Here is a 20,497-nt window from a genome sequence, read left to right as displayed (position 1 = left end):
CTCAGGGAGTAACTTTCTCGACGCGTTCGCGCGTGACTACTGCGGGATTTCCCCGACAAACAACATTTGCTGGCAGCGATTTAAATACGCTGCTTCGTGCTCCAACGACGGTGCCATCGCCAATCGTCACGCCAGGCGCGACAAAGACATCTGTCGCCAACCAGCATTTAGCGCCAACCACAATCGGCGTGGCGTTAATATCAAAATGTTGACTGGCATAATCATGACTCCCGGTGCATAAATAACTTTTTTGCGAAATAACCGCATGGGCGCCAATCGTAATATCACCTAACGTATATAAAACCGCGTCGTCACCCACCCAGGCATAATCTCCCAGGGTTAATTTCCACGGATAAGTAATTTTTACTGAAGGCCGAATGACTACGTTTTTTCCTATTTTTGCACCAAACATTCGTAATAAAAACGCACGCCAGCGATACATGACCTGCGGTGACCAGCGAAATAATGTTGCTTGCACCGCCCACCATAATTGCACTTTAATAGCACCACCGCCGCGAAAACCTCCAGGCACTTTAAATCCGCTTAAGTCCTGCATAATATGCCCTTACGTTTTCCCATATAAGTTTTTTGTTTTAGCGGTTGTGCGCAGACGTAAATATTCTGACAAACCGGTCCAAAAACCTGGCATGTGTAATATCTGGCGCTGTACTTTTTTGGCATCCCGACACAATTCCAGATTATTCGTCGTTGACACTCCGCCCATAGAAAACTCCGATACCAATCCGCTCAACTTTTTAAAAGCGTAACCGGACTTGTATAATTGGGCTGCCAACGCGTAATCAGACGATATTTTATATTGCAAATCATAATGCCAGACATTCAGTCCTGAGAGCGGAAAGAATATCGCCTGATGACTGGCGGGCAGGCTGTGATAAATATACCAACCCGGTTTTGCCCGGCGCTTAATTTTGTTGCCATTGCCGAAATCCAGCAACGCATCGCCAATGACCATGGTTTGGTCGCTCTGCATTTTTAGCTGGCGGATAAAATGTGCCGCGTCCGCATGCAAAATATCCCCGGAGTTGAGGAACAGCGCGAACCGCCCGCGCGCCATCGCGATGCCTTTGTTCATCGCATCATAGATGCCGTTATCCGGCTCGCTGACAAACCGTAACCGGTGTTCCCCACAGAGCCCTTCAAGAAACGCCGACGTACCATCCGAGGAGCCGCCATCAACAACAATCCACTCAAAACTGATATCACCCGCTTGCGCCAGATGTGCCAGCGATGCGTGAGTTTTGACGATCCCTTCCAGATTGCGAAAGGCGACGGTAATGATACTGAGCAGCATGTGAGTTACCTCGCGATATTCAGCGCCTTGCGCAATATAAACGGACACACAATTAAAAATGCGTATTCCGGACTAAATACTGAACCTGTAAAAAACAGTGACAACGGTGTAAAAAGATAAAGCTGCACCCGATAATTCTGATTATCGCCAAACGCATTGATCATCATTTTCATGACCTTCCCCATGTACCACAGGGCTAATATCACCGCGAACCATGAAAAATAAATAATCAGCAGATACAAACCATTGTCTATTGTTTTACCGACATCTGCACCGTTAAAAATTCCGAATGACGCGACGTATTCATAAAGTGAGCCAAATCTCACTACGCCATCAACGTTCAGTAACGAATAACCGACCATCACTAATGGCCCTACGATACGATAATACGATGACGAACCTTCAGTCCCTAAATCACCAAGCCGCGTTGCGATGTACGGAAAAGCAAATATCACCCCAACTAAAAACACGCTTAATGAGATTATCGCCAGCGGTAGCTTCTTTTTTATCGCATCCTTATTCAGGTACTGGAACGCCCACTCCAGGAGATAAAACAAAATAAACGTCATTACTCCTGAAAACGATCCTGATAATATTATCCCTGCCAGAATCATAGCATCGGACTTAGGTGTTTTGATACCAAACTGTTTGATACTGAGCCAAATTGAGATTAACGCCAGAGCGAAGAATGCCGGTTCGAAATAGAGCGCAGTGGTACGTTTCCCACCAAACTTAATAAAGTTCAGAACATAGCTGTTACTGTAAATAAGATATTTCGAAATAACTTCCATTAAACTGCTGCCGCCGCTGAGAATTATCTGTGCCATTTCAACCGCAGCTAACCCCACCACCAGTCCCACCACCAGCCAGAAAAAACGCAAAATCTTAATGTAGTTATGCGGTGAAATGGTTTTGAAGCGAATACTCCACACCATGCCAATGATCACCACGGTATAAACAAACAGCATCGCTGACGTTACGTACTTACTGGCATCCAGTGATTGACCGAACAGGTAGTTAAACGCCGTCAGCCCGCCCCCTACCCCCAGCGCGATCATTAATTTTTTGATATTGATGCGCTCGACAAACAGCAACAGCAGAACGGGTAAGAAGGTGACGATAGTTATCGGGAAGCTCTCGCCAAGCTGGGCGAGTTTGACGTTAACCAGCAGATAAAGCAGCGGTAGCACCAGATAGCTACAGATTCTGATAGAACGAGACATATTCCTCCAGCATCTGTTGCCCACTGTATGCCACCCGACTGCGTTGACTGAACGCGGTAAGGGACGTGTCAAATACCGCCTGCGCAATGTCTGATTTTTTCAGCTGCACCAGCTGCAATACGTCCGCTTCGCTGAACGTTTTACCGCCTGATTTAGCCAGCACTTCCTGCGCGGCATCGCTGTGCGTGGCAATTACCGGTACGCCGATGGAAAGCGCTTCACACAAAATCAGCGGGTAGTTATCGACACGGGAGCTGAACACCAGTCCATCCATCTGGTTAAGCGCACTCATCAACGTGCGCTTATCGCTCTCAAAACCGTGGTTGATGACGTTATCTCCCGCAAATGGCGAAAATTTGCCGAAGGTATGCAGCTCAATTTTGTCCCCAAGCGCGCTAATCGCTCGCACCAGTTGTTGACTGGTTTTGCCGTCATAGCGCAGGTCATGAGCCACCACGGCAATTTTCGGCCGACCGCTCTCCGCAGGCATCGCGGGTAGTTCGGCAAGAATGGCTTCGGTTGCCACATCAATGCCATTATTGATAACGCGGCAGCGTCCCACGCCATACAGGCTGTTGAATGCGTCGGCCACATGTTGACTGGGCGAGATAAACTGGCAGCCCAGTGCCAGCATGGCACGGAACATCTGCCGCTTACCGGGCAACTGCTGATGGGCTTTATCGACTTTTACCGGCGGATAGTTGCTGAGCGTTGGGCATTTCTGACAGCCCGTTTTCCAGCCTTCGCAGCCATCGGTAAAGGCACAGCGCCCGGTCACGCTCCAGTGATCGTGCAGCGTCCAGACGAAAGTGATATCCGGTTTATGCGCCTTCACTTTTTGGCAAAAGGTCACCACCTCTTCCAGGTTCAACCAGTAGCTGTGCAACACATGAAAATGCAGTACCAGCGGGCCGGAGGTGCGGGTAACTTCACGATATAACTTGTTGAGATTGCCAAACATGTCGCGGTTCGCGAAACGAAACAGCGCAATGTTCGCCACCGACGTCAGGCGCGGCGTATATTTGATAACCTGCGGGTAATTCGCATGACTGGCGCTTTTTTTACCGCCTTTGCCATAGCCATAGACAAACCGCGACGACAGCCCTTTTTCCAGCGCGCGAAGATGCAAATCTAACGCCACGCCTGCCGCCCCACCTTCTGCGAGTCGCACATTAAACTGTAATATCTTCATTTTATTACCTTCACCCGTGCTTTCTCGCCCACGACCAGCGTATTGTCCGGAACGCTATCCACCACGACGCTCCCCGCGCCAATCGTCACGTTATCGCCAATAGCAACGTCGCCGAGCAGAGTGACATTGGCCCCCAACTCAACGCCGTTACCGATGACCGGACAGGATGGATCGTTGGTGCCAAGATTGCCGATAGTGACGCCGTGGCGTAGGGTAAAATCATCCCCCGCTACCACGTGTTTATTGATAACCACCCCATAGCCATGATGGATGGTGAAACGACGACCGATTGATGCAGCAGCCTGAATTTCATAGCCAAACAGGCATTCGGTGATAAGGCGGTACATCACCAGCACCGGGGCGGCCCACAGGTTGTTTATGATATTTTTTTTACGCCAGACGGAGCAAAAATGGGCAATCCGATAGGCCACCACCATGCAGCAGGGGCGCAGACTCCAGCCGTTCGCGCGTAAATCTTCCAGCATAATTAGCGTCCTCGCAGTCCGTCGGCCAGACGCTTACTGTTACGAACAGAAAGCAGCGTCAGCAGCGTGCGCCAGTTCATCCGTTTGTTGCGGATCTGATAGAGGGTAAACAACTGATATTTCTTGCTGGCCCGGTCAAATTTGCCTTTGTGCTTGCGGTAAAACTGAAAGTAGCCGGAGAATTTATTCGGCGATGAGGTAATACGCATCTCGCCGTGATTCACATGCAGGATCTGCGTCGCCTCTTTGACCTTCCACGGTTTGCCATACGCCACCACCATGCGCAGGAAGATGTCGTAATCCTGCGCCGCTTTCAGCGTGGTATCGAACAGGCATGCTTTAAACCGCCATGCCCAGGTAAATACCTGATTACCAATGATGTTGCGCTTATAAAACCTGCGGCGTGAATAAACGGACTTCGGATAGAGCGGCAGACTGGTCGGCTGCGAATACACTTCGCCCTCACAGACATAGTCATTGGCATACAGAAACGCCCGTGTGACCAGTTGATGCCGGTACTGCAGGAACACGCTCAGGCGGTTCGGCGTCCATTCATCATCATCATCAATCCCCGTAATGTATTGCCCGTTGGCCTGCATAATGGCCTGATTACGCACCGCGCAGGCCCCGGAGTTGGTGGAATTATGCGTATACGACACACGCGGATCGTTGAGTTCCTCAACAAACTGCTGCAACTGCTCATATGATGAAGAGCAATCATCCACAATGATCATCTCCCAGTGAGGGTAGTCCTGGCGCAACACCGATTTAATCGCCCGAATGGCCAGCTGCTGGCGGTTCCAGGTTGGCATATAAATTGAAATTAGCGGGTTTTCTGTCGTCATTTTCGTTTCCGGATAGATACGCTTTTGTAGGCCGGATAAGGCGTTTTCGCCGCATCCGGCAGGGTTGGTGATTTATTTCGCATCCGACGTATATTCGTATTCGTAGTAGCCGTAATCCTGATACCCGCTGGCACGGCGGAATATCGAGTTGAGGATCACCCCTTTCACCTGGATGCCATTTTGCTCGAAGCGACTCAGGCTGGTTTCCACCTCTTTCAGCGTGTTGACCGCATAACGCGCCACCATCAGCGTGGTGCCGACATGACGGCCAACAATCGCCGCGTCGGTCACCGCCAGAATTGGTGGGGTGTCAATCAGCACCAGGTCATAGTGCGAGCTGGCCCAGGCAATCAGTTCGCCGAAACGCTCGCTCATCAACAGCTCGGAAGGATTGGGAGGGACTTGACCGCGAGGGATCAGATCAAAATGCGGAATCGATGTCGGTTTGGCGCTGGATGAGATATCCCCCTTACCAATCAGGATCTCAGACAGGCCGTTGACGTTATTGGTCCCCAGCAGTTCGTGGGTATAGCCTTTGCGCATGTCGCAATCGATCAACAGCACGCGTTTGTTGGTCTGGCTGATGACTGCCGCCAGGTTGGCGCAGACAAACGTTTTACCAATCGATGGGCTGACGCCGGTCAGCATCAATACGTTGTTACGCGCCTGCATCATGGCAAAGTGCAGACTGGTACGCAGGCTGCGGACCGCTTCTATGGCGAGATCCGTTGGATTCCCCACGGCCAACAGCTGGCTTTGCTTGTAGCGTTTCACACCTTTAATGGTCTGAACGTTATCACGCGCTTTTTGCCATTCAGATAGCGGAATACTGGCATACACGCTGATACCATGCTCTTCCAGCGCCTGGGGGCTTTCAATACCGCGATTAAACAGAGAACGCAGCAGTACGCCCACCACAGAAAGCATCAAACCAAGAATGATACTGCCGAGAATAATCAGCGCCGTTTTCGGCTTCAGCACGCCAGGCTGGGCAATCGCGGGATCGACAATGCGCACATCGCCAACCGTACTGGCCTCGGTAATCTTCAGTTCCTGTTGCTTGTTCAGCAACTGCATATAGACCTGCTGACCGGACTCCACATCACGCGTCAGACGAACAATTTCCTGCTGCGTTTTCGGCATCGCCGTTACGCGCCCGTTCAGCTTACTTTTCTCATCTTCCAGCGCCTGGCGTTTTTCCAGCAGCGTGCGGTACGCCGGATGCGCTTTGGTGAACAGCTTGGAAATCTCCGCTTCTTTGAAGGTCAGTTCATTCAGCTGCGCATCGATATTCACCATCGAATCCAGCACCGCTTTGGCTTCCAGCGGCAAATCCACGGAGTCTTTATCCTGACGAAAGGCGTTCAGCTTGTTTTCAGCAACGTCAAGCCGGTTACGTACCTCAGGCAGTTGCTTTGCCAGAAACGCCAGACTTTTGGCGGCCTCTTCGGATTTACGTTCCACGTTTTGTTGCAGATAGTTGCGGGTAATACTGTCGAGGATCTGGCGGATTTGCTCGCGGTCTTCGCCGGTAAAGGTCAGGCTCAATACGCCGGTGTCTTTGCCCGTTTCCGTCACCATCAGGTTATTTTGCAGGGTGTTTATCATGCCCAGCGTGGAGAATTTGCTGACGGTAAATTGGCTCTCCGGGCTGGCATGAATCGCCTCAACGAGCATCGTCACGCCATCATGTTCCAACACCTTGCCGACTTGCCCCCGGGCGCTAAAACCCCCGTCACTCACCAGTTGATAGCTTTTGTCATTCAGCACATTGAGCGTGAAGGTCTGTTCATTCATTGCCTTTGGCAACGTGAAGGTGGTCACATTAACCGTTTCGTTCTGGCGGCCCATCAGCCGGTCCCAGCCCGCGCCAAAAATAGGGAATGTATCTTTGGTAACGGCGATATCGAGGTTAAGATCGTCTACCGTTTTCCCTAATACCAGACGCGACTGGATGAGCTGAATTTCCGCTTCCGAGGCCGGAGGTTTGTTCGACAACGCCGAGCCAATATCCTGCACCAGTGAATTTCCGGTATTTTGCTCAATTTGCACCAGCGCGTCCGCACTGTAGATGGGTGTGGCGAACAGTGTGTAGACCGCGGCACACAATGCAAAAGCCGTGGTAATGCCTAATACCCACCAGCGGGCCTCCACCACCGTTGCAACCAGACGACCAATATCGATTTCATCATTGCCGGTTACCGGCGCAGCAGACTGTTTAACTTTTTCTGTCATTGTTTTCCCTGCTCTGCGTTCAGTGCCTGAGCCCATTGGCGGGCAGACCGTTCAAGTAATGCGTACACCGCGTCAAACGCATCACGGCTTTTACGATACGGATCGGGAATTTCGCGCTCGCTGTCCCAGTGCCCAAAAAGCATCACTTTGCCACGCATCTCCGGTACCATTTCACACAGGGCAGAGATATGGCGCTTCTCCATGGTCAGGATCAGGTCATACTCCCGGCACATGCGTCCCGAGATCTGCCGGGCACAATGATTATCCAGTGACAAGTTGTGCGCCTGCGCCACGCTAATAGCACACGGATCCGCGCCTTTCCCCACCAGCGCCCCAAGACCGGCTGAAGAGACCGTTAACGCCGGATGAAATTGCCTTAATAAACGCTCTGCCGTCGGGGAACGACAAATGTTCCCCACACAGACAACTAAGATTTTGTTAAACATGATGATTACCAGTTGTGAAGGTCGCTGGCCGTGTCCGTCATATAGCGAACACCGCTAATAGTCGGCAGCAACTGATTGATCAAACGGTTCCAGCGAGCAACCGGCGCGGTAGTGACGTACACCACATCGTATGGCTGGAGTCGGAATGATGTTGCCATCACCAGCGACGTCGCATCGGACATATCAAGCTGATAGATATTGGCGATCTTGCCGTTGTTCCCGCCCTCGCCTTTCAATGGTCGAATAACGAAAATGCCGCTGGCGTTGGAGGTGGTCAGGTCGATACCTTCGGCATTGCCCAGCGCTTCGGTGAGCGTCATGCCGCTGAAGTCCATTTTGAGGGTGCTCTGTTTTTTCACTTCCCCCATTACGAAGACTTTCAGATCGTCATTACGCGGAACAAACAGAATGTCGCCAGGATAAAGCAGGCGGTTCTGGCTCAGGTCGCCATTTTGCATCAGCGCTTGCAGTGAAATACGTTGCTCCTGCCCTTTATGAGTCAGCACAACGTTGCGCCAGTCTGCTGCCTCGGTGAGACCGCCAGCGGCGTTAATGGCATCGAGAACGGTAAGCGGCACGTTGGTGATGGCCTGCTGGCCGGATTTGTTCACCTGCCCGGAGACATAGGCCTTCTGCGAGCGGAAAGCGGCGATATTAACGTCCACCTGCGGGTCAGCAATGTACTTCGCTAAGCGCCCGGTAATATCACTACGAATCTCTGCCAACGTTTTTCCTACCACGCTGACTTTGCCGATGTAGGGGTAAAACATGGTGCCATCAGGCTGCACCCAGTTGCCGGTATCGCTTGAGCTACGGTACTGCCCGGCTGGCGTGGTGAGTTCAGGATGGTCCCAGACGGTCACATTCAGGACATCCCCCGGGCCTACCCGGTACTGATATCCGGAAATCTCCTGGTCCAGCGACATATTAGGCTGTGCAACATTTGGTCGAGGACGTAATTGTTCGACCAGCCGTGGCGTGAGTGGATAAACATTCACCATGCGATCGATATCAAAATCAGCGTCCTGCTGTTTAATCACATCTTTGCCCATCGTAGACATATTGCTGCCCGGAAGCACGGTACAACCGTTTATCAAGATTACCGATACCAATACTGGCATCAATTTAAGTTTGGATTTCATCATTGATTATTTATCACTTTGGCAGAGTATTTATCACATGCAATCTAAATAGCGACTTCGCCTGTACGTATTTACCTTGCCGTTAATTGAAATGGAATTTAACTGGCATCAGTCCTAAAAAAAATGAATTCATCTGCGGTCTCTTGACAGAATAATTTAGGCTTGTTTCAGGCGACCAGACACGCTACCGCCCCTGGCTTCACTAGCTACCAATGCACTGATTAATTTAAATTTTTATCTTCTCCTTTATTTTCATCACATTTACAGCGTTAACGCATCGGGAATGGCGCCACTGATTGATGAGGAAATATTTATCTTTTGATTATTACCGCAAGAATTGTTGCAGCTATGCGAATATCAGGCAAGATAACAAACCGCCGATACCTGGCTTTTAAGATTAATATTAAGCGTAGGATTTATATATTTTTAGGATTTTATTGATATTGACAATGTTGATATAGAAATATTCCACCTGCGATATTTCCTAAATATATTTAGATTAATAAAATCATTTCCTGTAGTTACATTAAGGCTATTATCCTGCATCAGTTCTGATATAACCGACAGAGAAATCCCTTCTCGCCATTGCATTTTTCGCCAGTTTTACCCATGATCGAATTGTGACAATTGTCATACAACTATGGGTATAGCATTTACTATGGAATGGATTGCCGATCCGTCAATCTGGGCCGGACTGGTCACGTTAATCGTGATCGAACTTGTTCTTGGCATTGATAATCTTGTTTTTATTGCCATCCTCGCGGAGAAACTACCTCCTGCCCAGCGGGATAAGGCGCGTATTACCGGGCTACTGCTGGCAATGGTTATGCGCCTGCTGCTGCTGGCATCAATATCCTGGCTGGTAACGCTGACCACGCCGCTGTTCAGCATTCGCGATCTCAGCTTCAGCGCCCGCGATCTGATCATGCTGTTCGGTGGTTTCTTCCTGCTGTTTAAAGCCACTATGGAGCTCAACGAACGGCTGGAAGGGAAAGACAGCGATAACCCCACCCAGCGCAAAGGCGCTAAGTTCTGGGGTGTGGTCGCGCAGATCGTGGTGCTGGACGCCATCTTCTCTCTGGATTCCGTCATTACCGCTGTTGGCATGGTCGATCACCTGGCGGTGATGATGGCGGCAGTCATTATTGCCATCAGCCTGATGTTGCTGGCCAGCAAGTCGCTGACGCGCTTTGTTAACAGCCATCCAACTATTGTTATTCTGTGTCTGAGCTTCCTGCTGATGATTGGTTTCAGTCTGGTGGCCGAAGGGTTTGGTTTCCATATCCCGAAAGGTTACCTGTACGCGGCCATCGGCTTCTCGGTCATGATCGAAGCATTGAACCAGTTGGCTATCTTTAACCGTCGTCGCTTCCTCTCAGCCAACCATACTCTGCGCCAGCGCACCGCCGAGGCGGTAATGCGGCTGCTGAGCGGGCAAAAAGAAGATGCCGAACTGGATGCCGAAACCGCGGCGATGCTGGCGGATCATCATGAAGGTCAGATTTTTGCGCCTCAGGAGCGGCGGATGATTGAACGTGTGCTGAACTTCAATCAGCGTACCGTCAGCAGTATCATGACCTCGCGCCACGATATTGAACATATTGACCTCAATGCGCCCGAAGCAGAAATCCGCGCCTTACTGGAAAAAAACCAGCATACGCGTCTGGTGGTCACTGGCGAAGACGAGCAGGAGGAACTGCTGGGCGTGGTGCATGTCATCGATTTGCTGCAACAGTCTCTGCGCGGCGAACCGCTCGACCTGCGCGTCTTGATTCGCCAGCCGCTGGTGTTCCCGGAGACCTTGCCGCTGCTTCCGGCGCTTGAGCAGTTCCGTAATGCCCGCACGCACTTCGCGTTTGTAGCCGATGAATTTGGTTCCGTCGAAGGGATTGTGACGCTGAGTGATGTGATGGAAACCATCGCCGGCAATCTGCCAAACGAGGTAGAGGAAATCGACGCCCGCCATGATATTCAGAAAAACGCCGATGGTTCGTGGACCGCTAACGGACATATGCCACTGGAAGACCTGGTGCAGTACGTGCCTATCCCGTTAGACGATAAGCGTGAGTATCACACCATTGCCGGACTGTTAATGGAGTATTTGCAGCGTATCCCAAAAACCGGGGAGGAAGTTCAGGTTGGCGACTACCGACTGAAAACCCTGCAGGTGGAAAATCATCGCGTGCAAAAGGTCCAGCTGATACCGCTACACGGTGAAGAAGAGATGGATTACGAGGTGTAAGTCACGGGCCGGATGGGGCATTAGCCACCATCCGGCAATATGAATCAGAGCTTATCCAGCAACTTTTTAACATCTTTGCCATTGCGGGAATCTTTATTGCGATCTGCCCAGTCATTCAGACGACGTTTTGCTTCATCCTGCAGATGCTTACGCAAAAGCTGATCAACTTGCAGACTGTAGTTCAGTGATTGCCACTGGCCATAGACCCTGAGAGGAACCGGGGTGGCCTTCAGGAAACTAATTAACTTACTTTCGCCATCCCAACCGCCCAGCACGCGAATGTTAAACAGCGTGTCGCAATTCTGCTTCACCAGATCTAACGTTCCTTTGCCGGTTAGCGCCAACATCGCGGACTCGCCTGCCATGTTATCCAGCGTCACCTCTCCGTTATCCAGCGTCATATCGGTTACAAAATGATCCAACCGGGTCACGTTATCGAGGTTTTGCTGAGATTTAACATCCCCACCGCTGCGTTCTACAGCCTGTTGAATCATCTGCTGGAAGTTCATCCCTTCCATTCGCGTATCGTTCATTTCGACATGGGCCTGCCCTTGCCAGCTATGGCGAAACGCCTGGGCATCAATATCTGAGCCGGAAAAGTCTCCCGCCAGCGACAGCTTGCCGGTGAGTGCGATGGGGTAATCAAAGGCCTTCAGAATCGTGCCAATTTCCACACCTTCCAGACGCGGATGAAAGACCGCTCGCGGTTCTCCCTTTCTGGCATCCAGCGTGCCGGGCAGTGAGATCAGCCCGCCATCACTTTTTCCCTGCAACTGCGCAATGTTCAGTAAGCCGAACTGGTTGTCTATTTTTGCCGAAACATTCTCAAACGCCATTTTCCGCCACAGCACTTTGTCAGCCTGCAAAGCGATGTCTGCCGAAAAACCCTTGAGTCCTTGATACGAAACGGCATCAACCTGGGAAGCAATGACGGGGCGCGCCAGCGTTGACTGACTCTGACCTTGCTGAACGTCACCTTTTGCTGTCGCCGCTGCGTCATGTTGTACGAGCAGGTTATCCAGATTGAGCTGACCAAATTTCAGGTCGACGGCCCATTCCGGTTTTTCCAACAAGGATACGTGCGCTTGCCCGGAGAACGAAGAGTCATTGGCGGTCAAATTTATCTGGCTAAACGAAAGCTGTTTTTTCTCTTCCAGCCATTGCGCCTGAAGATGTCCCTGACCGTTGATTCCCTGCGGCGGCAGATCGGCCCCCTGCAGTTGCCAGCTTAACTGCTCAATATTCGCAGATAAGTTGTGCGGATAATCGGAGGCATCGACCGTACCGTTAAAGGATAACGCGAGATCGCGCTGATCGCGGTTCACACGCCCGGAAAAATCAAACGTGCCGCGGTGCTGGCTATCTTGTTCCATCTCCAGACGAATATCACGAACGGTAACTTGTTCGTCGTCTTCATGTTGGAATACCAGAACACTGTCGGCAACCCGCAAACGGGCGATATCAAACGACCACCCTTTGTCTTCCGCCAGATCGGGCAACATATTGTCTTTTGGGGCAACGGGCGCATCTTTACCGCGCACCGCCTCAGTTTGCGGGGTCAGTTGAATCACTGCGCCTTTGAGCATCACCTGCTTCACGCTGAGCTGGTGGCTCAACAGCGGCCACAACGCGACGTCGAGACGCATATTGTCGGCACGAACCAGAGGCTCGCTGGCGCCTTCAGCTGTTAACACCACTCGCCCTGAGAGGATACTCAGTTGCGGCCATACGTGCCAACGCAGGGGGCCATCCAACTGCAGCTGATACCCGCTACGTGCGGCAACCTGCTTGACCATATACGCGCGGAAATCATTCGGATTCACCAACAGTACTAACGCAGAAAAGCCGGCCACCAGCACGACCAGAAGAATCATCAGCGTCGTCAGAAATCGTCTCATGCTATCCCCAATGGACTGATAAACACTCAGTCTTTATCGATCCGGCTGGCAACGGCGCCCTGCTGGTCGCGATACTTCGCATCCTGACGACGGTTGTATGGTCGCGCTGCCGGACCGGAAAGCGGTTCGAAACTTAATGCGCCAATCGGCATGCCCGGACGCAGAGCCAGGGGTAATTTTCCGGAGTTGTAAAACTCCAGTACGATACAGCCAGACCAGCCCGGATCGATACGGTGTGCGGTGACGTGTACCATCAGTCCCAGACGCGCCAGAGATGAACGGCCATCTAACCAACCGACGAGATCGGAAGGCAGCGTCACGGATTCGAATGTTACCGCCAGCGCAAGCTCACCCGGATGCAAGAAGAATGCCTCGCCGTCCTTGAGGACGATTTCATCACTCATCACGCGATCCAGCGCGGCGCTGACTTCATCTTTCGGTCCGCTCAAATCGATATACGCCGCCGTATGACCGCGGAACGTACGGAATTTGTTGCCAAGACGCACATCTACCGTGGCGCCATTGATTCGCTCGACAGGAGGGCGTGGAGTGATCGACAGGCGACCTTCATCCAACCAGGCTTCAATATCTCGGTCACATAAACGCATGGCACTTTCTCCTTTCGTGCTTCAAACCCTTAATGCCAGGTGCGTTAAGGGTGAACCAGGTTATCACTGAACGGTACACAATTCGCTGAACTTATTCAAAGAACTGACTGATTTTAGCCTTCAGAATATCGATGGCGATGCGGTTTTTACCCCCGCGCGGCACAATGATGTCGGCGTATTGCTTTGAAGGCTCAATAAATTGCAGGAACATTGGACGGACGGTTTTCTGGTATTGCGCCATCACCGAATCCATTGAACGACCACGTTCATTCACATCCCGCTTGATACGGCGCATCAGACAAATATCCAGCGGCGTATCAACAAAAATAGAAAAGTTCATCTCATCGCGCAAACGCGCATCCGTCAGCAGCAAAATGCCTTCCAGGATAATGACTTTCTTCGGTTCGATATGAATAGTGTCTTGCGTACGCGTGTGCTCAACATAGCTATAAACCGGCAGCTCAATGGCAGAGCCGCGTTTCAGCGTTTGCAGATGTTGAAACAGCAGGCTGTGATCCATCGCGTTCGGATGGTCGTAGTTGGTTTTTACGCGTTCTTCCATCGACAGATGGCTTTGATCTTTGTAATAGCTGTCTTCGGGAATAACGCCAATATGTTCGTCACCGACTTGTTCACGCAATTCGCGATAAAGAGTACTGGCAATAAGGCTCTTGCCGGAAGCCGATGCGCCGGCAATGCCGATAATGACGCACTGATGGGACTGATCAGTCATAAATTTAGCGACCTGATTAACCTGGATGTAAGGAAGGGCGGCGCCGAAACGCCAAACGCGGCAATTATAGGGATTTCAGCGGCGCGATGCCACCCCAGGCTGCACCAATGCTGTCCCTGTCGCAAATTAAAATGGTCAGATTTAGAACAGCCGCTATATTTATTCACCTGCCTTAGGAATTAATAGCTTGGGAGTGTTAATTTATGAGCAGCTGGCGTATAAATTGTAAATTGTTTGTACTAGCATAATCCCAGATTAAATGTGATGCGTCCGGCATCTCTGCTGGGCGACAACGGCTATTTGGGTAGAGTGGTAATGAGTAAACAATCCCAACATGTTTTAGTTACCTTACCCCATCCTCTACTGCGCCTGGCCAGTTTAGGTCTGGTGGCTTTCATCTTTACGTTGTTTTCGCTGGAACTATCACGTTACGGCGCACAGCTTGCCCCGCTTTGGTTCCCAACGTCAATCATGATGGTGGCTTTTTACCGTCATGCGGGAAAGATGTGGCCGGGAATTGCGCTGGCTTGTTCATTTGGTAATATCGGTGCGTCCTTACTCTTCTTCCCCGGTGAATCGCTTAGCTTCACCTATACTGCTATCAACATTATTGAGGCTGTCGTTGGCGCAATGTTATTGCGTAAACTGCTGCCCTGGTACAATCCCTTACAAAATTTGAATGACTGGGCGCGCCTGGCATTTGGTAGCGCGGTTGTTCCGCCACTGTTGGGCGGCATTTTGATGTGGTTGTTGCTGCCGAAGGACACGTCGTTAAATACCTTTCTCATTTGGGTACTGTCAGAATCCATTGGCGCACTGGCGTTGGTGCCGTTAGGTTTACTGTTTAAACCACATTACCTGTTGCGCCATCGCGACCCGCGATTATTGCTTGAGACCCTGATTACCCTGCTGGTGACCTTAACGCTCAGTTGGCTGTCCATGATGTACATTCCATGGCCATTTACCTGCGTTATTGTCCTGCTGATGTGGAGCGCTGTCCGTCTGCCGCGTATGGAGGCGTTTTTAATATTCCTCAGCACCGTGATGATGGTTTCGCTGATGCTGGCTGCCGACCCTTCGCTGCTTTACACCCCGAAACCGAACATGATGACGGACATCCCCTGGTTGCCGTTTTTGATGATCCTGTTGCCCGCTAATATGATGACCATGGTGATGTACGCGTTTCGAGCCGAACGCAAGCACATTTCAGAAAGCGAGTCACGCTTTCGCAACGCCATGGAATATTCCGCGATTGGCATGGCGTTAGTCGGTACCGAGGGGCAATGGTTACAGGCCAATAAAGCCTTGTGTCAGTTTCTGGGCTACAGCCAGGAGGAGTTACGTTCACTGACCTTCCAGCAATTAACCTGGCCGGAAGATTTGAACAACGACATTGAACAGCTGAACATGCTGGCACGCGGAGAGATTAATAGCTATTCCATGGAAAAACGCTATTACACCCGTTCGGGCGACGTCGTCTGGGCGTTGCTGGCCGTTTCGTTGGTGCGTCATAGCGACAATACCCCACTCTATTTTATCGCGCAGGTTGAGGACATTAACGACCTGAAGCATACCGAGTGGATTAACAAACGGTTGATGGAGCGCATTACCCTCGCCAATGAAGCCGGGGGGATTGGGATTTGGGAATGGGAACTCCAGCCTGACGTGATCAGCTGGGATAAACGGATGTTCGATCTCTACGAAGTTCCTGCGCATATCAAGCCCAGTTGGCAAGTCTGGTATGAGTGTGTGGTACCCGAAGATCGTGAGTACGCCGAAAATGTGATTCGTGATTCACTGGCCGCACGGGCTCCGTTTAAGCTTGAGTTTCGTATCGCGGTAAAAGATGGCATACGCCATATCCGCTCGTTGGCCAACCGGGTACTGAATAAAGACGGTGAAGTTGAACGCTTACTTGGTATCAATATGGATATGACCGAAGTCAAGCAGCTTAACGAAGCGCTGTATCAGGAAAAAGAGCGCCTTCACATTACGCTGGATTCAATCGGCGAAGCGGTGATTTGTATTGATGTCGATATGAACGTGACCTTTATGAATCCGGTCGCTGAGAAAATGAGTGGCTGGCAGCAGGACAGTGCCATCGGCATTCCGCTATTGACGGTACTACATATTACTTTTGGCGAGAACGGTCCGCTGATGGAAAATATCTACAGTGCTGACATGTCGCGTACGGCAATCGAACAGGAAGTGGTACTGCATTGTCGTAACGGCAACAGTTATGACATTCAGTATAGCATCACGCCCCTCAGCACCCTCGACGGCGGCAGCATCGGCTCGGTGTTGGTTATTCAGGACGTTACCGAGTCGCGGAAGATGCTCCGCCAGCTTAGCTACAGCGCCTCACATGATGACCTGACGCAGTTGGCAAACCGGGTCAGCTTCGAAAACCATCTAAAACAATTGCTGCATTCGGTACACGACACGCACCAGCGTCATGTGCTGGTTTTTATCGACCTAGATCGTTTTAAAGCGGTGAACGACAGCGCGGGTCATGCCGCTGGAGATGCCCTGCTGCGTGAACTCTCAGCGCTTATGCTCAGCATGTTGCGATCCAGCGATATGCTGGCACGCCTGGGCGGCGACGAGTTTGGTCTGTTGCTACCGGATTGTAATATCGAAAGCGCCCGCTTTATCTCAGGTCGCGTCATCAGCGCCATTAATGATTACCACTTCATATGGGAAGGCCGCTTACACCGTATTGGCGCCAGCGCAGGGATTACGCTCATTGATGAGAAAAACCATATCGCGACCGATGTGATGTCTCAGGCCGATATCGCCTGCTACGCGGCGAAAAACAGCGGCCGTGGACGAGTCTGTGTCTATGAACCTCAGCAAAGCCAGGCCCATGCCGCGCGTAGTCAACTGACATTGGATGAACAAAGACACACCATTATGCACAACCCAATGCTGATGATCGCCAGAGGTGTGGCTTCCCCGCGTATACCGGAGACGTTTAGCTTCTGGATTATTTCGCTTCGCTTAGGCACCGCTGAGGGTGAAGTCATTGAGGAGCAAGCCTTCCGCGCTGGGCTGGTCGATCCCGCGTTAAGCAAGGCGCTTGACCGTCGGGTATTTAGCGAGTTCTTCCAGAACTCTGCCCAAGCAGTAGCCAGTAAGGGCCTCAGTATTGCCCTGCCCCTTTCCGCCGTCGGCCTGCTCAACACAGAACTTATCGATGAGCTGCTGGAGCACTTGCAACGCAGTCCACTACCGCCGCGATTGCTACATCTGACCATTCCGGCAAGCGTCATCAAAACCAACCCAACGCAGGCGGTGTCTGCCCTGCATCGGCTGCGCCAGTACGGCTGTCGAATTGTATTAAGTCAGGTTGGTCGCGATTTAGAGCTCTTTGACAACCTGAAATATCGCATTGTCGATTACCTGTTGCTCGACAGCGAGCTAAGTGCCAGCGCTCCCGGCAACCTGATCGACGAAATGTGGGTGTCCATTATTCAGGGTCATGCCCAGCGCCTGGACATAAAAACTATCGCCGGTCCGGTGCAGTTGCCACTCATCATGGATACGCTTTCTGGCATCGGTGTTGATATGATTTATGGCGATATTATTGCCGATGCCCAACCGCTGGATCTGCTACTGAATACCAGTAATTTCGCCATCAACTGACGGTTGCCAGCCATCCGTATACCAAATATGTAACAGCGCATAGGAGCGCCAGGGTTTCCAGCGCTCTGCATACCGTCGGATCTGGGCCGGTGTCATGCCGGGAAAACGCTGCTTAATCAGATAATCATCCGGCAGAAAAACGTCCTTCGCCTGCCAACCACGTAGCGCGAAATAGTTGGCGGTCCAGCGCCCTATCCCGGGAAACATTTGTAGCTGCTTAACGCCTTGTTCGATATCGGCAGGGGCTGTTGTCGCGAGCGTTCCTTCAAGGGTTGCATGAGCCAGGTGAATCAACGCTTCAGCGCGTTTGAGCGGCATTCCTAACGCTTTCAGGCGTAGCGGATCGGCATTGGCAAGCGCTTCCGGCGTAGGAAAACACACATACTCGGGCGCATCCTCCAGCGCTTCCCCGTAAGCGTGCGCCACTTTCGCCGTCAGTTTCGCGGCCATCAATACGCTGACTAACTGCCCTAAAATCGCCCGTACCCCTTGCTCAAACGCATCGACACATCCCGGCAGGCGCAGTCCCGGACGCGCCGCACCGAGGCTACCCAGCGCGCCGATAATTTGCTGCGGGCAACAGCCAAGATCGAACAAGCGCGTTATTTTTGCCAGGCACTCGGAAGCTACCGGTTGTAACCCTGTGCTCAATGTCACGTGTAGCACGTTGGCGTGCAGATCCGGGACAACGCGCACCAGACCACGATGCTCCCCTACGGACAGGCTTCTGACATAGCTCAGTTCCTCTACGGTTTCGACACCTTCAACCGCACGGGCGGCAAGAAATCCCAGCATCCAGGGCCAGTCATAAGGCGGTTGCCAGCTCAGCGTGAACATTTAGTTTTCCTTTTTCGCAAACCTAAAGCATAAACGGTATTCAATCAGTACGCCTTGCTTTCATATTCCAGTTGTCGGGGCGTCAACTATTCGTTAAAGTCACGCCCCTTCTTCACTGGCATGGGGATTTTTACGGTGTTTATTGGTTTTGACTACGGTACGGCAAACTGTTCAGTGGCCGTTATGCGTGATGGGCAGCCTCACCTGCTCAAAATGGAAAATAACAGCACGCTGCTACCCTCAATGCTGTGCGCACCAACGCGCGAAGCGGTTAGCGAGTGGCTGTATCGCCATCATGACATCCCAACTACGGACGATGAAACGCAGGCGCTGCTTCGCCGTGCGATGCGCTACAACCGCGAAGAAGACATCGACGTTAACGCCAACAGCGTGCAGTTCGGTCTGGCATCGCTGGGTCAGTATATTGAAGACCCGGAAGAGGTGTACTTCGTTAAATCACCAAAATCATTTTTGGGTGCCAGCGGTCTGAAGCCGCAGCAGGTTGCGCTTTTTGAAGATCTGGTCTGCGCAATGATGCTGCACATTCGCAACCAGGCGCAAAGCCAGCTGCCGGAAGCTATCACTCAGGCCGTGATTGGTCGGCCCATCAACTTCCAGGGATTAGGTGGCGATGACGCCAACACCCAGGCGCAGGGCATTCTTGAACGTGCGGCCAAACGCGCCGGTTTTCAGGATGTCGTCTTCCAGTACGAGCCGGTAGCGGCGGGACTGGATTACGAAGCGACGCTGCAGGAAGAAAAACGCGTGTTGGTGGTGGATATCGGCGGGGGTACGACTGACTGTTCACTGCTGCTGATGGGGCCGCAATGGCATCAGCGCGCCGATCGCGAAAACAGCCTGCTGGGACACAGTGGCTGCCGCGTAGGCGGGAACGATCTGGATATCGCGCTGGCGTTTAAACACCTGATGCCGCTGCTGGGTATGGGCGGTGAGACTGAAAAAGGTATCGCCTTACCGATTCTCCCCTGGTGGAACGCGGTCGCAATCAACGACGTTCCCGCGCAAAGTGATTTCTATAGCAGCGCCAACGGTCGACTGCTCAACGATCTTGTCCGCGACGCGAGAGAAGCCGATAAAGTCGCTCTGCTGCTTAAAGTCTGGCGCGAGCGTCTGAGCTATCGCCTGGTGCGCAGTGCAGAAGAGAGCAAAATCGCACTTTCCGACCAGACCATTGTAACGGCGGCGATACCGTTTATCAGCGACACGCTGGCAACCGATATCAATCAACACGGACTGGAAGCTGCGCTCAATCAGCCCCTGGCGCGTATTCTGGAGCAGGTCCAGCTGGCGCTGGACAATGCACAGGAAAAACCGGACGTGATTTATCTGACCGGCGGCAGCGCGCGTTCGCCGCTGATTAAAAAAGCCCTCGCCCAGCAGCTTCCCGGGATCCCTATCGCGGGTGGCGATGACTTCGGTTCTGTCACCGCCGGACTGGCCCGCTGGGCTGACGTTGTTTTCCGCTAAGCCGCTCGCATGCTGAAAAGTGTGCGTATTGACATCATCCTTGCTGTGGCTTATTTTCAGGAGTGAGGGTTAGGGAGGGTTTCCCCTCCCCCTGGTGTCTTAGTAAGCCGCGAAGCTAATGACTAAGAGTATCACCAGTATGATGACCTGCTTCATCATAACCCTT

17 protein-coding genes are annotated in these 20,497 nt (G+C 51.9%); 3 read left to right on the top strand and 14 right to left on the bottom strand.

The features are described 5' to 3' along the window. Position 1: 1 nt before the first annotated feature. The 9 genes from wcaF to SK35_RS08830 form a co-directional block, all read right to left on the bottom strand. The gene (wcaF, locus tag SK35_RS08870; RefSeq protein ID WP_001153539.1) at positions 2-556 is read right to left on the bottom strand and encodes a colanic acid biosynthesis acetyltransferase WcaF; all 555 of its coding nucleotides are present in this window, start codon (positions 554-556) and stop codon (positions 2-4) included. A gap of 9 nt (positions 557-565) precedes the next feature. Then, positions 566-1,312, bottom strand: coding sequence for a colanic acid biosynthesis glycosyltransferase WcaE (gene wcaE / locus SK35_RS08865; protein WP_048215958.1), 747 nt, complete (start codon positions 1,310-1,312; stop codon positions 566-568). A 5-nt stretch (positions 1,313-1,317) separates the two neighbouring features. After that, entirely contained in the window at positions 1,318-2,535 is a 1,218-nt protein-coding gene (gene wcaD / locus SK35_RS08860; RefSeq protein WP_020996654.1) for a colanic acid polymerase WcaD, read from the bottom strand. Beyond that, positions 2,510-3,727 carry a colanic acid biosynthesis glycosyltransferase WcaC gene (wcaC, locus tag SK35_RS08855; RefSeq protein WP_048215957.1) on the bottom strand — a complete coding sequence of 406 codons (1,218 nt, stop codon included), beginning with the start codon at positions 3,725-3,727 and terminating at the stop codon, positions 2,510-2,512. Before wcaC ends, wcaD begins: the two co-directional genes overlap by 26 nt. Then, complete coding sequence (wcaB, locus tag SK35_RS08850) at positions 3,724-4,212, bottom strand: colanic acid biosynthesis acetyltransferase WcaB (protein ID WP_048215956.1); 489 nt, start codon at positions 4,210-4,212, stop codon at positions 3,724-3,726. Before wcaB ends, wcaC begins: the two co-directional genes overlap by 4 nt. Before the next feature lie 2 nt (positions 4,213-4,214). Continuing rightward, the gene (gene wcaA, locus SK35_RS08845; RefSeq protein ID WP_000206145.1) at positions 4,215-5,057 is read right to left on the bottom strand and encodes a colanic acid biosynthesis glycosyltransferase WcaA; all 843 of its coding nucleotides are present in this window, start codon (positions 5,055-5,057) and stop codon (positions 4,215-4,217) included. Positions 5,058-5,129: 72 nt separating this feature from the next. Next, positions 5,130-7,292: a tyrosine-protein kinase Wzc gene (wzc, locus tag SK35_RS08840; protein ID WP_048215955.1), complete on the bottom strand. Its 2,163-nt coding sequence runs from the start codon at positions 7,290-7,292 to the stop codon at positions 5,130-5,132. Continuing rightward, positions 7,289-7,738, bottom strand: coding sequence for a low molecular weight protein-tyrosine-phosphatase Wzb (gene wzb, locus SK35_RS08835; protein ID WP_032949610.1), 450 nt, complete (start codon positions 7,736-7,738; stop codon positions 7,289-7,291). Before wzb ends, wzc begins: the two co-directional genes overlap by 4 nt. A gap of 5 nt (positions 7,739-7,743) precedes the next feature. Next, positions 7,744-8,883 (bottom strand): polysaccharide export protein, encoded by a 1,140-nt coding sequence (locus SK35_RS08830; RefSeq protein ID WP_003834266.1) that lies wholly within the window; start codon positions 8,881-8,883, stop codon positions 7,744-7,746. Between the two features lie 655 nt (positions 8,884-9,538). On the opposite strand from SK35_RS08830, the gene SK35_RS08825 reads away from it, so the two are divergent. Then, complete coding sequence (locus tag SK35_RS08825) at positions 9,539-11,122, top strand: TerC family protein (RefSeq protein WP_032941964.1); 1,584 nt, start codon at positions 9,539-9,541, stop codon at positions 11,120-11,122. Positions 11,123-11,166: 44 nt separating this feature from the next. On the opposite strand, the gene asmA is transcribed toward SK35_RS08825, so the two are convergent. The 3 genes from asmA to udk form a co-directional block, all read right to left on the bottom strand. Next, entirely contained in the window at positions 11,167-13,020 is a 1,854-nt protein-coding gene (gene asmA / locus SK35_RS08820) for an outer membrane assembly protein AsmA (RefSeq protein ID WP_048215954.1), read from the bottom strand. Between the two features lie 26 nt (positions 13,021-13,046). Then, complete coding sequence (dcd, locus tag SK35_RS08815; protein ID WP_003834269.1) at positions 13,047-13,628, bottom strand: dCTP deaminase; 582 nt, start codon at positions 13,626-13,628, stop codon at positions 13,047-13,049. Between the two features lie 91 nt (positions 13,629-13,719). Further along, positions 13,720-14,361 (bottom strand): uridine kinase, encoded by a 642-nt coding sequence (gene udk, locus SK35_RS08810; RefSeq protein ID WP_003036776.1) that lies wholly within the window; start codon positions 14,359-14,361, stop codon positions 13,720-13,722. Positions 14,362-14,676: 315 nt separating this feature from the next. Here udk and SK35_RS08805 point away from each other — a divergent pair, with 315 nt between their 5' ends. After that, the gene (locus SK35_RS08805; RefSeq protein ID WP_048216411.1) at positions 14,677-18,006 is read left to right on the top strand and encodes a diguanylate cyclase; all 3,330 of its coding nucleotides are present in this window, start codon (positions 14,677-14,679) and stop codon (positions 18,004-18,006) included. On the opposite strand, the gene alkA is transcribed toward SK35_RS08805, so the two are convergent. Next, positions 17,974-18,843 carry a DNA-3-methyladenine glycosylase 2 gene (gene alkA, locus SK35_RS08800; protein WP_048215953.1) on the bottom strand — a complete coding sequence of 290 codons (870 nt, stop codon included), beginning with the start codon at positions 18,841-18,843 and terminating at the stop codon, positions 17,974-17,976. The genes SK35_RS08805 and alkA overlap by 33 nt on opposite strands. 135 nt (positions 18,844-18,978) lie before the next feature. Here alkA and yegD point away from each other — a divergent pair, with 135 nt between their 5' ends. Beyond that, positions 18,979-20,331: a molecular chaperone gene (yegD, locus tag SK35_RS08795; protein ID WP_032943940.1), complete on the top strand. Its 1,353-nt coding sequence runs from the start codon at positions 18,979-18,981 to the stop codon at positions 20,329-20,331. Between the two features lie 99 nt (positions 20,332-20,430). Here the strand turns inward: yegD and SK35_RS08790 are convergent, their stop codons facing one another. Beyond that, a complete protein-coding gene (locus tag SK35_RS08790; protein ID WP_100280300.1) occupies positions 20,431-20,490 on the bottom strand; it encodes a type I toxin-antitoxin system Ibs family toxin in 60 nt (19 codons plus the stop codon). Between the last annotated feature and the right edge of the window lie 7 nt (positions 20,491-20,497).

Origin of the sequence: Citrobacter sp. MGH105 (assembly GCF_001037485.2) — a bacterium.
Taxonomy (GTDB): Bacteria; Pseudomonadota; Gammaproteobacteria; order Enterobacterales; family Enterobacteriaceae; genus Citrobacter; species Citrobacter portucalensis.
This window is presented reverse-complemented; position numbering and strand designations above follow the sequence as displayed.

Bases quoted from the DNA above. Each gene is read 5' to 3' on its own strand.
- wcaF (WP_001153539.1), bottom strand. From the start codon at position 556: ATGCAGGACTTAAGCGGATTTAAAGTGCCTGGAGGTTTTCGCGGCGGT.
- wcaE (WP_048215958.1), bottom strand. From the start codon at position 1,312: ATGCTGCTCAGTATCATTACCGTCGCCTTTCGCAATCTGGAAGGGATC.
- wcaD (WP_020996654.1), bottom strand. From the start codon at position 2,535: ATGTCTCGTTCTATCAGAATCTGTAGCTATCTGGTGCTACCGCTGCTT.
- wcaC (WP_048215957.1), bottom strand. From the start codon at position 3,727: ATGAAGATATTACAGTTTAATGTGCGACTCGCAGAAGGTGGGGCGGCA.
- wcaB (WP_048215956.1), bottom strand. From the start codon at position 4,212: ATGCTGGAAGATTTACGCGCGAACGGCTGGAGTCTGCGCCCCTGCTGC.
- wcaA (WP_000206145.1), bottom strand. From the start codon at position 5,057: ATGACGACAGAAAACCCGCTAATTTCAATTTATATGCCAACCTGGAAC.
- wzc (WP_048215955.1), bottom strand. From the start codon at position 7,292: ATGACAGAAAAAGTTAAACAGTCTGCTGCGCCGGTAACCGGCAATGAT.
- wzb (WP_032949610.1), bottom strand. From the start codon at position 7,738: ATGTTTAACAAAATCTTAGTTGTCTGTGTGGGGAACATTTGTCGTTCC.
- SK35_RS08830 (WP_003834266.1), bottom strand. From the start codon at position 8,883: ATGATGAAATCCAAACTTAAATTGATGCCAGTATTGGTATCGGTAATC.
- SK35_RS08825 (WP_032941964.1), top strand. From the start codon at position 9,539: ATGGAATGGATTGCCGATCCGTCAATCTGGGCCGGACTGGTCACGTTA.
- asmA (WP_048215954.1), bottom strand. From the start codon at position 13,020: ATGAGACGATTTCTGACGACGCTGATGATTCTTCTGGTCGTGCTGGTG.
- dcd (WP_003834269.1), bottom strand. From the start codon at position 13,628: ATGCGTTTATGTGACCGAGATATTGAAGCCTGGTTGGATGAAGGTCGC.
- udk (WP_003036776.1), bottom strand. From the start codon at position 14,361: ATGACTGATCAGTCCCATCAGTGCGTCATTATCGGCATTGCCGGCGCA.
- SK35_RS08805 (WP_048216411.1), top strand. From the start codon at position 14,677: ATGAGTAAACAATCCCAACATGTTTTAGTTACCTTACCCCATCCTCTA.
- alkA (WP_048215953.1), bottom strand. From the start codon at position 18,843: ATGTTCACGCTGAGCTGGCAACCGCCTTATGACTGGCCCTGGATGCTG.